Here is a 12,983-nt window from a genome sequence, read left to right as displayed (position 1 = left end):
TTCATGCACCTCGGCGAAGACCTCATCACTCTTGGCATCCTGCTCGTCGTTGCCTATCTCCTCGGTCGTGCCGGAAAGCTGATCGGGCTGCCGTCCATCCCCATCTACATGATCGTCGGGCTCCTGGCCAGCCCGAACACCGGCTGGTTCCCGCTGGACTTCCAGTCGGCGGACATCGAACTGATCGCCATTTTCGGGCTGATCCTGCTCCTGTTCAGCCTTGGCCTCGAATTCGACCAGGAGGCATTCTTCGGCGACGCCGGAAAACTCCTGATTTCCGGCGGCTCCTACGTTCTGATCAACATGGGAGTCGGCTTCGCGTTCGGCCTGATGGTCGGCTGGGGCAGCCGGGAGGCCCTCGTGATCGCCGGAATGACCGGCACCTCCTCGAGCGCCATCATCACCAAGCTCCTGATCGAACTGCGCCGGCTTGCCAACAAGGAAACTCCGATGATCCTCGGCGTGACCGTCGTCGGCGACATCTTCATCGCGGTCTACCTGGCGATCGTCTCCGTCGTGCTCAGTGGCAAGACCGAGGTCTGGCCGATCGTGCTGCAACTGAGCATCGCCTTCCTCTTTCTCGTCGTGATGTTCTCGGTGGCCCGCTGGGGCGCCAAAGTCGTCTCCCGGCTGATGCGCACCAAGGACGACGAACTGTTCACCATCCTCTTCTTCGGGCTCGCCGTGCTCTTCGCCGGGATCGGTGAGATCATCGGCGTGACGGATGCGATCGGGGCCTTCCTGATCGGGGTGGTGCTCGGCGCGAGCACGTACCGCGGCCGGATCGAGCGCGTCGCCGTGCCCCTGCGCGACGTGTTCGGGGCCTTCTTCTTCCTCAACTTCGGCCTCGCGCTGAACGTGGCCGAATTCGGGTCGGTGATCACCATCGTGTTCGCGGCCGTCGGCATGACCTTCGTGCTCAGCCTGATCTCCGGAATGCTGATGGCGAAACTGCACGGCATGGGCCCGCGGGAGGGACTCAACACCGCGGCCATCTTCGTCAACCGCGGCGAGTTCACGCTGATCCTGGCAACCCTGTCGGTGACCGCGGGTCTCGACCAGCGGCTGCAGCCCTTCGCTGGCCTCTACGTGCTCACGATGGCGATCCTGGGGCCGCTCTTCGCGGCGAACTCCGAGAAGATCGGCGCGGCCCTGCGGCGACGCCGGAAGGCCGTCCCGGCCGGGAAACGCGCCCACGACGTGATGCTGGCGGAGGAAATCGCCCTGGTCGAGGCGGCCACCGCCGCAGACACCGGCACGGATGCCCAACGCGCCGCCGACCGTCTCCTCGCCGAACACCGCCAGCGCCCGGCCGCCGCGGCACCCGGCGCAGTGCCGGCCATGGCGCCTGCCGACGCGACCGCCGACGCGGAGGCAGACGCCGCCGCGGCCGACGGACCGGCGTCCGAGGCTCGGGACTCCATGCTCGACTTCATCTCCGGCCGGCGCCCGGCCGAAACCGGCCCGGTCGACAAGCCGGTGCGTGACACCGCGTCAGGGGACTACTCATGATCACAACCATGCTCCGGCCGCGCTGGCTGATCGCGCTGCTGCTGGCGCTCGCGATCGCCGCGGCCTTCGCCCTGCTCGGCCGGTGGCAGCTCGAACGCGCCATCGCGTCCGGCGAAGTCGTGGAGCGCAGCACCGAGACCGTGCAGCCGCTCCACGAGGCGGTGTCGCCGGACGGGCCGCCGCGCGAGTCTGCGACCGGCCAGCTGGTCACCGTGGACGGCTCATTCGTGCCGGGGGACGACGTGCTGATCAGCGAACGCCTCAACGGGGGCGACAGCGGTTTCTGGGTGGTGAGCCGCTTGTCGACGGTGGAAACGGCATCCGTGCCCGTCTCCACCATCGCCGTGGCTCGCGGCTGGGCCGCCACCGAGGAGGAGGCCAGGTCGGCGATCGAGGCGCTCTCGGCGCAGGCCGCGCAGCAGCAGACCGTGACCGGCCGCTTCGTTCCCTCCGAGGCTCCCGTCGTGCCGGACGAGGACAGCGACCCGCGCACCCAGACCACGGTCTCCACCGCCGCGCTGATCAACCGGTGGGCGGACTTCACCGACCAGTCCGTCTACGCCGGCTACATCGTCGACACGGATGCTGCCGCGAACCTCACCGTGATCGACTCGCCCGTGCCCGGCAACGACGCATCGGTCAACTGGCTGAACATCTTCTACGCCCTCGAATGGGCAGTCTTCGCCGGGTTCGCGGTGTTCCTCTGGTACCGCCTGGTTCGGGACGACTGGGAGCGTCAGCAGGAGCAGGCCGCTATCGACGCGGCGGAGGCCGTCTAGAATTGGCCTATGCCACTTGACCCCAAGCCTGCCGACATCCCCAAAATCCCCGCTGCGCTCCGGCTCTACAAGGTCTCCTCGGTCATCACCGGTGTCTTCCTGCTGCTGCTCTGCGTCGAGGTCTTCCTGAAGTTCGTGCTGCAGCTCGAAATCGAAGTCGGCGGCCCGAACGGGATCATCGCCCTCGTCGCCCGGGACTCGGTGACCGCATTCAACCTGAGCACCGGCATCCTGATCGTGCACGGCTGGCTGTACGTGCTCTACCTGTTCAGTGACTTCCAGCTCTGGAGCCTGATGCGTTGGTCGTTCCCCAAGTTTCTGCTGATCGCACTCGGAGGCATCATTCCTACCCTGTCCTTCTTCCTCGAGGTTCGCGTCGCGCGCGAGGTCAACGCCTTCCTGGCGACGCACGCCGACTCGTCTGCCGCTGCCGCTGCCGCTGCCGCTGGGGCCGAGGCCCGCTCGTGAGCGCCGCTGTGAGCGCCTCGACCGGCGCCCGCCCCGTTCTGGTGGTCGACTTCGGGGCCCAGTACGCGCAGCTGATCGCGCGCCGGGTGCGCGAGGCATCCGTCTACTCCGAGATCGTGGCCCACTCGATCACCGCGGCCGAGGTCGCGGAGAAGAACCCGCTCGGCATCGTGCTCAGCGGCGGGCCGTCCAGCGTCTACGCCGAGGGCGCCCCCACCTTCGACCCGGCCATCTTCGACCTGGGTATCCCGATCCTGGGCATCTGCTACGGCTTTCAGGTGATGGCCACGACCCTTGGCGGCGAGGTGACCCGCACTGGCCTGAGCGAGTACGGCGCGACCCCGGTCAGAGTCACCGACAGCGGCAACGCGCTGCTGGCCGGGCAGCCGGCCGAGCAGACGGCGTGGATGAGCCACGGTGACTCCGTGTCGAAGGCCCCCGCCGGCTTCTCGGTGCTCGCGTCCACGAGCTCCACCCCGGTCGCCGCCTTCGCGAACGATACGCGCCGGCTCTACGGCGTGCAGTGGCACCCCGAGGTCAAGCATTCCGAATTCGGCCAGAAGGTGCTCGAGAACTTCCTGCACCGCGCCGCCGGCATCCCCGCCGACTGGAACAGCGGCAACGTCATCGCCGAACAGGTGGCCCGCATCCAGGCCCAGGTCGGCACCGGCAAGGTCATCTGCGGGCTCTCCGGCGGAGTCGATTCCGCCGTGGCCGCTGCGCTCGTGCACAAGGCCATCGGCGACCAGCTCGTCTGCGTGTTCGTCGACCACGGCCTGCTCCGCCAGGACGAGCGCCGTCAGGTCGAGGAAGACTTCGTCAAGGCCACCGGCGTGCGTCTGGTCACCGTCGATGTGCGTGAGCAGTTCCTGACCGCGTTGGAGGGCGTCAGCGACCCGGAGACCAAGCGCAAGATCATCGGTCGTGAGTTCATCCGAACCTTCGAGCAGGCTCAGGCCGAATTGATCAGGGAAGCGGCGGCAACGAATGAAGACCCGATCCGCTTCCTCGTGCAGGGCACCCTGTACCCGGACGTCGTCGAGTCCGGCGGCGGCAGCGGCACCGCCAACATCAAGAGCCACCACAACGTCGGGGGCCTGCCGGAAGACCTGCAGTTCGAATTGATCGAACCGCTGCGCACCCTGTTCAAAGACGAAGTGCGCGCGATCGGCGCCGAGCTGGGACTGCCGGCCGAGATCGTGCAGCGCCAGCCGTTCCCCGGGCCCGGCCTCGGCATCCGCATCGTGGGCTCGATCACCCAGGACCGGCTCGACCTGCTTCGCCACGCGGATGCGATCGTGCGCGCCGAGCTGAGCGCCGCGGGCCTCGACCGTGAGATCTGGCAGTGCCCGGTGGTGCTGCTCGCCGACGTGCGGTCCGTGGGCGTGCAGGGAGACGGCCGCACCTACGGTCACCCGATCGTGTTGCGCCCGGTGTCGTCGGAAGACGCCATGACGGCCGACTGGACCCGCCTGCCGTACGACCTGCTGGCGCGGATCTCGAACCGGATCACGAACGAGGTGGACGGGGTGAACCGCGTCGTGCTCGACGTCACGTCCAAGCCGCCGGGGACCATCGAATGGGAGTAGGGGAATGCTCCCGGTTGTGACGCGGGGAGTGGGCGTGTCGCTCCGCCGCCCATAACCCGGCACCCCGCGACACGCCCGCTCCCCGCTTCGCGGTCGCTGAGGGAGAAGCAACTGTGGGGGGAGGACGACGAAAGGGCCGCCCCGATGGGGCGGCCCTTCTGCGTGCGGGGTGGTGTGCTACTCGCGGGCGATGGCGAAGATGCGGAGCATCTCGACGTAGAGCCAGACGACGGTGAGCATGATGCCGAAGGCGCCGGTCCAGCCGTACTTGCGGGGGATGCGGTTGTTGACGCCGCGCTGGATGAAGTCGAAGTCGAGCACCAGCGAGTACGCGGCCATGATCACGGCGAGAACGCCGATCAGGAGGCCGATCGGGATGCCGAAGATCTCGGCGCTGCGGAGACCGAACGCGTTGTCGGTGGCGCCGAAGACCATCATGCCGAAGTTGATCAGCGAGAACACGCCGTAGCCGATCATGGCGATCATGAAGACCTTGGTGGCCTTCTTGGAGGCGCGGATCTTGCCGCTGGCGAAGAGGGCCAGCGTGACACCGACGACGACGAGCGTGGCGAGCACGGCCTGGGTGACGACACCCGGGTAGATCTGCTCGAAGACGATCGAGATGCCACCGACGAAGAGGCCCTGGGCCGCGGCGTACGCGAGGATCAGGGGCGGCGACGGCTCCTTTTTGAACGCGTTGACCAGTCCGAGGACCAGACCCGCGATCGCACCGACGATCAGCGGCAGCATCGTCACCGGGGTGACGAGCCAACCGATGGCGGCGGTCACCAGCAGCAGGGCGAAGCTGAGCACCGTCTTGCGGATGGTGTCGTCGTAGCTCATCCGGTCGGTTTCCTGCGAGCCGGCCGAGGGAGCATTGAACATGCTCTGCAGGTCGCTGTCGGAGAGCACCTTGCCGCCGGCAGTGGCGCCTGGAGCGCCGAACGCGGCGTTTCGGGAGAACGCGGGGTTGGAAGATGCCATGGTTGCCGTAGCTCACAATCAAGTGGGTAGGTAGCGGAGCCAACACCGGTAGGTGCTGACCAGTTCCTAGATTCTATGCAGATCTGCTGGGGATCCGCCCAATTTGGCGCCCGTAGTTCGCGGTGACCGGGGGCGGCGCCCCGCCGACCAGCCGGCCAGCCACCAGGCGAGCCAGGAGGCGGCCGCCGTGGTGATGAAACCGACCAGATAGCCCACCCAGTTCTGGTCGTAATTGTTCAGCGCGTCCTTGAGCAGGAAACTCATCGTGATCGACGGGATCAGAGCGAGATAGCTCAGCCACGGGCGGTGCCGCACGAGCAACCAGCAGGCCAGAAACACGGCGAAGACACCATTGAAGTGGGCGCCGCCCAGCAGCAGGATGCTGCACAGCAGGGCCGGAACCAGAACCGTGAGCCGCCGCCACAGGGCCCCAGGCAGAATCAGCCAGCCCAGCACGTGCAGGGGCGGGCCAATGGCCAGGAAGAACAGGCTGTAGGTGCTGGTGAAGTTCGTGGCGAGCACCCCGAGCACGACCAGCGTCAGTCCGGTCAGGTATCGGGCGCGGTAGCTGCCCCACCGGTGCAGGCGGGTCGGTGGAACGGTCCAGGGTGTCATCGCCTCGATTCTGGCAGTTGCACGCGTAGGGTTGGCAAATGCAGCCGATTGTGATCGGTCACCGCGGGGCGAGCGGTTACCGGCCAGAGCACACCCGTTCCGCCTACGAACTGGCCGTCGCTCTCGGCGCGGACGCGGTCGAGCCTGACATCGTCGCCACCCGCGACGGCGTCCTGGTGGTGCGCCATGAGAACGAGATCGGGGCGACGACAGATGTCGCAGCGCACCCCGAGTTCGCCGGCCGCCGGGCGACCAAGGTGATCGACGGCATCCGGCTCACCGGCTGGTTCACCGAGGACTTCACCTGGGCAGAGCTGCGCACCCTGCGCGCGCGGGAGCGCCTGCCCGAGGTTCGGAAGGCAAGCGCCACCTTCGACGGCCGGTTCCCCCTGCTGCGCCTGCGGGACGTGTTCAAGCTGATGGACCGGGTCTCCGGACGGGCGCGCCGGCCCATCGGCGTCGTCGCCGAGCTCAAGCACGCCACCTACTTCGAGTCGATCGGGCTTCCGCTCGACGAGCTGTTCGCCGCCGAGGTCAACGACGCCGGTTGGAACGCCGGCGACGGCCGCCTCACCATCGAGAGCTTCGAGCGCAGCCTCCTCGACAAGATCTACGCGCGCGGCATCTACGGCAAGCGTGTCTTCCTGCTCGAGGCGCGCGGCAAACCCTTCGACGAGGTCGCGCTGCTCGGGCCGAAAGCGCCCCACTACGCCGACTACCTCTCCGACACCGGGCTCTACGGAATGAGCGGCACGGTCGACGGGATCAGCGTGCCCAAATCGCTCATCCTCGCCACGGATGCCGACGGTCACGTCTCCGGCGCCTCCGACCTGGTCGACGCCGCGCACGCCGCGGACCTGGAGATCTACTGCTGGACGCTGCGCCCGGAGAACCGGTACCTTGCGAAGACGTTCCGCCGTGGGCGGCTTCGGGCCGACTTCGGAAACTGGCAGGCCGAGTTCCGCACCATCCTCGGCACCGGGATCGACGGGGTCTTCGCCGATCACCCCGACCTGGCGGTGCTCATTCGGGACGAGCTGGCCGCGGAGGACTGACCGAGGCGCTGCGCCGCACCGGGGCGGTGTCAGACGCAGCACGTAGAATTGGGAGCGATATGACGACCCTCTTCGACCCGGATCACCCGCCCGCCCGCCAGGTTCCCTCCGCGGTGCCCATCATCCTGGACGGAGCGGCTCCGCGCGACCGAGAGAGTCCGCTGCTCGAAGGGCTCAACCCCCAGCAACGCGAGGCCGTGCTGTACCGCGGACCGGCGCTGCTGATCATCGCGGGCGCCGGCTCCGGGAAGACCAGCGTGCTCACCCGCCGCATCGCCAGCCTGCTGGAGAGCCGCGAGGCCTGGCCGAGCCAGATCCTCGCCATCACCTTCACCAACAAGGCCGCGGCGGAGATGCGCGAGCGGGTGCGGGCGATCCTCGGCCAGGGGGCCGACGGCATGTGGATCAGCACCTTCCATTCCTCCTGCGTGCGCATCCTGCGCCGCGAAGCGGAAAGCGCGGGCCTCTCCGCCACGTTCAGCATCTATGACTCGGCCGACACCAAGGTGACGCTCAAGCGCATCATCAAGGCACTCGACGCCGACACGCTCGGCTTCACGCCCGGCAATGCGTCTGCGAAGATCTCCAAGCTCAAGAACGAGCTCGCGGACGCCGACTCCTACGCCCGCAACGCGAACATGAGCGACCCGCAGGAGGTCATGTTCGTCGAGATCTTCCGGCAGTACACCCATCGGCTGCGCGCGGCCAACGCCCTCGACTTCGACGACCTGATCGGCGAGACGGTCTACCTGTTCCGCGCGTTCCCGAAGGTCGCGGCCCTTTATCGGCGACGGTTCCGCCACATCCTGGTCGACGAATACCAGGACACCAACCACGCGCAGTACTCGCTCGTGCGCGAGCTGACCCGTCCCGTCGAGCCCGATCTGGCCGAGGAGATGGAGGCGACCGGTGTGCACGTGCGCAACCTGCGCGACGCCTCCGGCGGCATCCCGGGAGCCTCGCTCACCGTGGTCGGCGACTCTGACCAGTCGATCTACGCCTTCCGCGGCGCGGACACCCGCAACATCAGCGAGTTCGAGCGCGACTTCCCGGGCACCAGGGTGATCCTGCTCGAGCAGAACTACCGCTCGACCCAGAACATCCTCTCGGCCGCCAACGCGGTGATCGGCCACAACTTCGACCGCACAGACAAGAAACTGTGGAGCGCGGGCGGCGACGGCGAGAAGATCGTCGGCTACACGGCCTATTCCGGTCACGACGAGGCCCAGTTCGTCTCCGACGAGATCGAGGTGCTGCACCGCGCCGGCATGGCCTACCGCGACATGGCCGTGTTCTACCGCACCAACGCGCAGACCCGTGCGCTTGAAGAAATCCTGGTGCGCTCCGCGGTGCCCTACCGGGTCGTCGGCGGCACCAAGTTCTACGAGCGGGCTGAGATCAAGGATGCGCTGGCGTACCTGATCGCCGTCGCGAACCCGAACGACGAACTGGCGCTGCGTCGCATCCTGAACACCCCCAAGCGCGGGATCGGCCCGGCCACCGAGACGGCGCTGGCGAGCTTCGCGGAGGCGAACCAGATCAGCTTCCGGCAGTCGATGCGCGACTGCGCATCGCTGGGCCTCGGCCCCAAGGTGACCGGGGCCATCCTGAAGCTGGCAACCCTGCTCGACGAGGCGGCACTGAAGCTCGACCCGGAGAACCCGGCCGGCACGGCGAACGTGTCCGAGCTGCTCACCTTCCTGCTCGACGGCAGCGGACTGCTCAGCCTGCTGCGAGGCAGCCGCGACCCGCAAGACGAGGCGCGCGCCGAGAACATCGAGGAACTCGTCGCTCAAACCAAGGACTTCAACAAGGAGAACCCCGACTCGGGGCTGGTCGACTTCCTCACCCAGGTGTCCCTGGTCGCCGCCGCCGACGACCTCGACGACGCCTCCGGAACGGTGTCCCTGATGACCCTGCACACGGCGAAGGGACTCGAATACGAGGCCGTGTTCCTGACCGGCGTGGAGGAGGGCCTGCTGCCCCACCAGATGTCGGCCAACGAGCCCGGCGGGCCCGCCGAGGAGCGGCGCCTGTTCTACGTGGGCATCACCCGCGCCCGCCAGAGGCTCTACCTCTCCCTGGCGATGACCCGGGCCCAGTTCGGTGACATCAACGTGGCCATGCCCAGCCGCTACCTGCAGGAGATCCCCGTCGACCTGATCGACTGGAAGCAGTCCCCGGGCATGGCGAACTCCCGCGGCGGCACCCAGCCTCGGGCGCTGAACGCGAGACGCGACGGCTTCGGCGGCGGGTTCGCGGGGCGCGGTGACCCGCAGGCGCTGCCGCCCGCGCCGAAGAAGAAGACCGAATGGGCCAGCCGGGTGCCGAGCCAGGTGCGCGACAACGGTGACCTCACCCTGATGCAGGGCGACCGCATCCGTCACGTCGATTTCGGCGACGGCCGCGTCAACCAGGTCACCGGTGACGGCACCAAGCGCATCGCGCACGTCCAGTTCGACACGGCGGGCGCAAAGAAGCTTCTGATCAAGATCGCGCCGATCGAGAAGCTCTAGTGGCGGAGCCGCGTGCCGCAGGCCCCGGCGCGCCGGAACCGGGCAGACCGGAGACCCTGCTCGAACGCGTGAAATCGGTGCGCGCCCTCGACCTCGAGGTGGCATCCCGGGCCAGCATCGCCGTGGTCGTGCCACTCGTCGTGCTCGTTCTGCTGGGCCGGATCGACTGGGCCGCCTACGCGTCGTTCGGGGCGATGACGTCGCTCTACGGCCGGAGCGAGCCGTACCGGATTCGCGCGCGCACGGTCAGCGTCGCCGCGGTCTTTCTGCTGGTCAGCGTCGCTGCCGGGCTCGTGATGAGCGTGGCCGAGGCAACCCTGCCGGCCCTGGTGCTCGGGCTTCTGCTCGTGATCACGGCGGGGATCCTGCTGGCATCGACGTATGGCTTGTTCCCCGGCACGCCGATCTTCTTCGTCTTCGCCTACCTGGTCTGTGCGCAAGTGCCCGCGCCGGTCGACGAGATGCTGCCGCGCCTGCTGGTGGCAGTGGCGAGCGCCGCACTGGCCTGGCTGCTCACCATGTCCGGCTGGGCGTTTCGGCGCCTGGCCGGCGACCGCTTCGGCGACCTGTTCAAGGAACTGCCGCGCACGCCGCTGCTGCGACCGGCCGCGTTCCGCGACGTCCAGGTCTGGCTCACCATCCTGCAGAACCTGGTCGGCGTACTGCTGGCCGGAGGGCTCGCCCTCTTCGTGGGCATCGGGCACCCCTACTGGGCAGTGGTGAGCGTGGTCGCCGTGCTCCCGCCGCCCCGCGCCGCGCACTCCATCTCCCGGGCGGTGCACCGCATCATCGGTACCGCGCTCGGGGTGGCGGTGACCGCCCTCGTGCTGCTGCCCGGGCCATCCGTCTGGGTGTTGATCGCGGTGATCGCGATCGGCCAGTTCGGCGCGGAAATCCTGATCGGCAGGCACTACGGCGCCGCCCTGCTGTTCGTCACCCCGCTGGCCCTGACCGTGGCTCACCTGGCCGACCCGGTCGCCGTGCCGACGCTGCTGGTCGACCGGGTGGCGGAAACCGCGCTCGGCGGCGTGGTCGCGGTGCTGATCGTGCTCGTGGCGCGCGGCCTCGCCCGGCAGCGTTCGCGTCGGCTCGGTGGACAGCGTCCACCCCTGGACGCGTAGGAATTGCACAGGTTGCTCCCAGCATTTCGATAGCCCGTCGATGGGTACGCTCGCGAGGCTCTTCGCATGAGCATCGACATCCGCACCACCCCGCCGCGGCGGCGCACTGCTCCCGCGCCGCGCGTGCGCCCCGAATACCGGCACCGGATGCGGCTGGCCGACACCCTGCAGGTTCTCTGTACCGTCTCTCCGTCGCCCTCGTCATCGCCCTGCTCCTGGCTGATGGCGGCGCTTCGGGCGTTCGGCCACGACAGTGCCATGGCCCTGCACCAGTCGTTCGGCAAGCCGGCGCTCTCCCTGATCCTCGCGCACGCCGGGCTTGTGATCGTGGGCTACGCGCTGGCCTACCGCCAGGTCACCGTCTTCGCCCGGGACATCGTGACCGCGGATGTGCTGGCGGTGCTGCGCGACGGTTCGCTGCTGGCCACGCCGGGCCTGCGGGCGGCGTCGGCCTGACCGGGCTCGCGGGCGCGGGGCCTGTCGCCCTGCCATGACGCCCTTCCTTGTCGCTTGCGGCTCGGGAGCGTAGCGTTGCCGCCGCGGGGATGCCCAAACGGGGCGGCTCCCATCGAGCTGGAGGTGTCATCATGGCGAGCAACCCGGACGGACTCTCGCCGCGGCGAGCGGACGCGGCGAGCGACGGACTCGACGAAGACCGCGAGATCGATGACATCGAACTGACCCTCGACGAGGATGCGCCGCTCGCCGAGGACGGCGATGCGGAGTGGATGATCGACGCCGACCAGCGCCCGGTTGGACTTGACGATGAGGACGACGACCGGGAAACCGAGGAGCCCGGCGAGCCCGGACCCCGGGAGTAGCCGGCCACGACGAACGGATTGGTTCTGTCGCTCTCGGAAGATCAGAGCCGACCGCACCGCGTGGGCGCCGATCACCCCCAGAGGGGCGCCGTGCCCGCGGCGAATCAATTCGATGGAGATTCTCACCCTGTGGGCCGTGGGGAGAGGAGCTCTGCTCACCGTTCGGCGAGCGTACGTGCGTCGGCGCGGCTACGCGACGGCGCGGGTGCGAGCCTGCCGGTGGCGGAGGAACACCGCGAGCCCGCGCCAGCCGAGCAGGAACACCCCGAGCACGACGGTCGCCACGACGACGAAGCTGAACTCCGTACCCTGCCCGCTCACGGTGCGCAGCAGCATCCCGACGCCGACGGCGAAGAGCCAAATTCCGGTACCCGTCCAGACGATCTTCTGCGGGCTGCGCCAGGCGCGCATGATGAGCCAGCCCACGAGGAGACCGCCAAGAAAGGGCAGCCCGGTGATCAGGGTGCCGAGGATCTCCTCTTGGTGGCTGGCCCGGCCGATCAGCACGAAGACCAGCACCAGGGCGGCGTCGAGCCCTGCCGCAAGGAGGAGACCGGACCGACTGTTCTGCTGGATTGCCATGTCTGCAGCCTACGGGGGCCCGGAGGGTCAGACCGCGGTGCCGATCAGACCGCGGTGCCGAGCAGGGAGCCGATCGCCCAGGTGACTCCGAGCGCGAGCAGGCCGCCGACGAGCACACGGGAGATCGCGCGGGCTTTCGGACTGCCGCCGAGGTAGGAGCTCAGCCAGCCGGTGATGACCAGGGCGATTGCGACGGCGAAAAAGGTGGCCGGCAGGCGCCACTCGGGCGGCGGCAGCAGCACCGCCAGCAGCGGCAGGATCGCGCCGACCGTGAACGCGATGGCGGAGGCGTAGGCGGCGTGCCACGGGTTCGACAGCTCGTCGGCGCCGATGTGGAGTTCCACTTCGAGGTGCGCGGCGAGGGCGTCGTGTGCGGTCAGCTCGAGTGCCACCTGCTTCGCCGTCCGTGGGGTGAGCCCCTTGGCCTGGTAAAGGTCGGCCAGTTCGGCGAGCTCCTGCTCGGGCATGTTCTCGAGTTCCCAGGTCTCCTTGGCGATCAAAGCGCGCTCGGTGTCGCGCTGGCTGCTCACCGAGACGTACTCGCCCAGGGCCATCGAGATCGCGCCGGCGAGCAGGGCGGCGACGCCCGCGATCAGGATCGCCGAGGCATCCGTGGTCGCCGCCGCGACGCCGACCACCAGGGCCGCCACCGACACGATGCCGTCGTTGGCTCCGAGCACGCCGGCCCGCAGCCAGTTCAGGCGCGAGGCATGGTCGGCGGAGTGGGGATCGACGCCGTGTTCGGGTTCAGTCATGACTGAATCCAAGCAGGCGGATGCGTGCCGCGCCAGCAAGGACTGGCTTGCCTCACGGCTGCAACTTCACGGCGACCGACGTGCGGCGCACGGCGTGTTCGCGATGTCCGCGGGGACCGATAGAGTTTCAAATGGTACGTATGTCTTGATGTCGAGCTATCTGCGGCGCGGTCATCCGTGCCCTTG

The 12,983-nt window shown here is 68.4% G+C and carries 13 protein-coding genes; 9 read left to right on the top strand and 4 right to left on the bottom strand.

The genetic code is table 11. The annotated features are described in order from the left end of the window. Positions 1-3: 3 nt before the first annotated feature. From E3O18_RS09625 to guaA, 4 genes are read left to right on the top strand one after another with little or no spacing between them, the layout of a single operon-like run. A complete protein-coding gene (locus E3O18_RS09625; protein WP_134395099.1) occupies positions 4-1,512 on the top strand; it encodes a cation:proton antiporter in 1,509 nt (502 codons plus the stop codon). Continuing rightward, a complete protein-coding gene (locus E3O18_RS09620) occupies positions 1,509-2,291 on the top strand; it encodes an SURF1 family cytochrome oxidase biogenesis protein (protein ID WP_134395098.1) in 783 nt (260 codons plus the stop codon). The genes E3O18_RS09625 and E3O18_RS09620 overlap by 4 nt, the downstream gene beginning before the upstream one ends. A 9-nt stretch (positions 2,292-2,300) precedes the next feature. Further along, the gene (locus tag E3O18_RS09615) at positions 2,301-2,759 is read left to right on the top strand and encodes a DUF3817 domain-containing protein (RefSeq protein WP_134395097.1); all 459 of its coding nucleotides are present in this window, start codon (positions 2,301-2,303) and stop codon (positions 2,757-2,759) included. Beyond that, positions 2,756-4,348 carry a glutamine-hydrolyzing GMP synthase gene (gene guaA / locus E3O18_RS09610; RefSeq protein WP_241978166.1) on the top strand — a complete coding sequence of 531 codons (1,593 nt, stop codon included), beginning with the start codon at positions 2,756-2,758 and terminating at the stop codon, positions 4,346-4,348. Before E3O18_RS09615 ends, guaA begins: the two co-directional genes overlap by 4 nt. 177 nt (positions 4,349-4,525) lie before the next feature. Here the strand turns inward: guaA and E3O18_RS09605 are convergent, their stop codons facing one another. Then, positions 4,526-5,332, bottom strand: coding sequence for a Bax inhibitor-1/YccA family protein (locus tag E3O18_RS09605; protein WP_134395096.1), 807 nt, complete (start codon positions 5,330-5,332; stop codon positions 4,526-4,528). Positions 5,333-5,398: 66 nt separating this feature from the next. Continuing rightward, on the bottom strand, positions 5,399-5,947 hold the full coding sequence (locus tag E3O18_RS09600) for a hypothetical protein (protein ID WP_134395095.1): 549 nt from the start codon (positions 5,945-5,947) through the stop codon (positions 5,399-5,401). Between the two features lie 38 nt (positions 5,948-5,985). Between E3O18_RS09600 and E3O18_RS09595 the strand changes: the two genes are divergently transcribed. From E3O18_RS09595 to E3O18_RS09575, 5 genes are all read left to right on the top strand, one after another. Continuing rightward, positions 5,986-7,002 (top strand): glycerophosphodiester phosphodiesterase family protein, encoded by a 1,017-nt coding sequence (locus tag E3O18_RS09595; RefSeq protein WP_134395094.1) that lies wholly within the window; start codon positions 5,986-5,988, stop codon positions 7,000-7,002. 59 nt (positions 7,003-7,061) lie between these two features. Then, on the top strand, positions 7,062-9,518 hold the full coding sequence (locus E3O18_RS09590; protein ID WP_134395093.1) for a UvrD-helicase domain-containing protein: 2,457 nt from the start codon (positions 7,062-7,064) through the stop codon (positions 9,516-9,518). Then, positions 9,518-10,639, top strand: a complete 1,122-nt coding sequence (locus E3O18_RS09585; protein ID WP_241978165.1) for an FUSC family protein — start codon at positions 9,518-9,520, stop codon at positions 10,637-10,639. Before E3O18_RS09590 ends, E3O18_RS09585 begins: the two co-directional genes overlap by 1 nt. A 66-nt stretch (positions 10,640-10,705) precedes the next feature. After that, positions 10,706-11,095, top strand: coding sequence for a hypothetical protein (locus E3O18_RS09580; RefSeq protein ID WP_134395092.1), 390 nt, complete (start codon positions 10,706-10,708; stop codon positions 11,093-11,095). Between the two features lie 131 nt (positions 11,096-11,226). After that, complete coding sequence (locus tag E3O18_RS09575; RefSeq protein ID WP_134395091.1) at positions 11,227-11,460, top strand: hypothetical protein; 234 nt, start codon at positions 11,227-11,229, stop codon at positions 11,458-11,460. Positions 11,461-11,649: 189 nt separating this feature from the next. Here E3O18_RS09575 and E3O18_RS09570 read toward each other — a convergent pair whose 3' ends face one another. Together E3O18_RS09570 and E3O18_RS09565 are read right to left on the bottom strand one after the other, a co-directional pair. Beyond that, positions 11,650-12,042: a DUF3054 domain-containing protein gene (locus E3O18_RS09570; protein ID WP_134395090.1), complete on the bottom strand. Its 393-nt coding sequence runs from the start codon at positions 12,040-12,042 to the stop codon at positions 11,650-11,652. 44 nt (positions 12,043-12,086) lie between these two features. Continuing rightward, complete coding sequence (locus E3O18_RS09565; protein ID WP_134395089.1) at positions 12,087-12,797, bottom strand: VIT family protein; 711 nt, start codon at positions 12,795-12,797, stop codon at positions 12,087-12,089. Positions 12,798-12,983 lie beyond the last annotated feature (186 nt).

Origin of the sequence: Cryobacterium sp. TMT2-42-4, assembly GCF_004402645.1 — a bacterium.
Taxonomy (GTDB): Bacteria; Actinomycetota; Actinomycetes; order Actinomycetales; family Microbacteriaceae; genus Cryobacterium; species Cryobacterium sandaracinum.
The sequence above is the reverse complement of the archived record's forward strand: the minus strand, read 5'-3'. Positions and strand labels throughout refer to the sequence as shown.

What these genes read in the sequence shown, in the direction of transcription:
- E3O18_RS09625 (WP_134395099.1), top strand. Translation starts at nt 4, where the DNA reads ATGCACCTCGGCGAAGACCTCATCACTCTTGGCATCCTGCTCGTCGTT.
- E3O18_RS09620 (WP_134395098.1), top strand. Translation starts at nt 1,509, where the DNA reads ATGATCACAACCATGCTCCGGCCGCGCTGGCTGATCGCGCTGCTGCTG.
- E3O18_RS09615 (WP_134395097.1), top strand. Translation starts at nt 2,301, where the DNA reads ATGCCACTTGACCCCAAGCCTGCCGACATCCCCAAAATCCCCGCTGCG.
- E3O18_RS09605 (WP_134395096.1), bottom strand. Translation starts at nt 5,332, where the DNA reads ATGGCATCTTCCAACCCCGCGTTCTCCCGAAACGCCGCGTTCGGCGCT.
- E3O18_RS09600 (WP_134395095.1), bottom strand. Translation starts at nt 5,947, where the DNA reads ATGACACCCTGGACCGTTCCACCGACCCGCCTGCACCGGTGGGGCAGC.
- E3O18_RS09595 (WP_134395094.1), top strand. Translation starts at nt 5,986, where the DNA reads ATGCAGCCGATTGTGATCGGTCACCGCGGGGCGAGCGGTTACCGGCCA.
- E3O18_RS09590 (WP_134395093.1), top strand. Translation starts at nt 7,062, where the DNA reads ATGACGACCCTCTTCGACCCGGATCACCCGCCCGCCCGCCAGGTTCCC.
- E3O18_RS09580 (WP_134395092.1), top strand. Translation starts at nt 10,706, where the DNA reads ATGAGCATCGACATCCGCACCACCCCGCCGCGGCGGCGCACTGCTCCC.
- E3O18_RS09575 (WP_134395091.1), top strand. Translation starts at nt 11,227, where the DNA reads ATGGCGAGCAACCCGGACGGACTCTCGCCGCGGCGAGCGGACGCGGCG.
- E3O18_RS09570 (WP_134395090.1), bottom strand. Translation starts at nt 12,042, where the DNA reads ATGGCAATCCAGCAGAACAGTCGGTCCGGTCTCCTCCTTGCGGCAGGG.
- E3O18_RS09565 (WP_134395089.1), bottom strand. Translation starts at nt 12,797, where the DNA reads ATGACTGAACCCGAACACGGCGTCGATCCCCACTCCGCCGACCATGCC.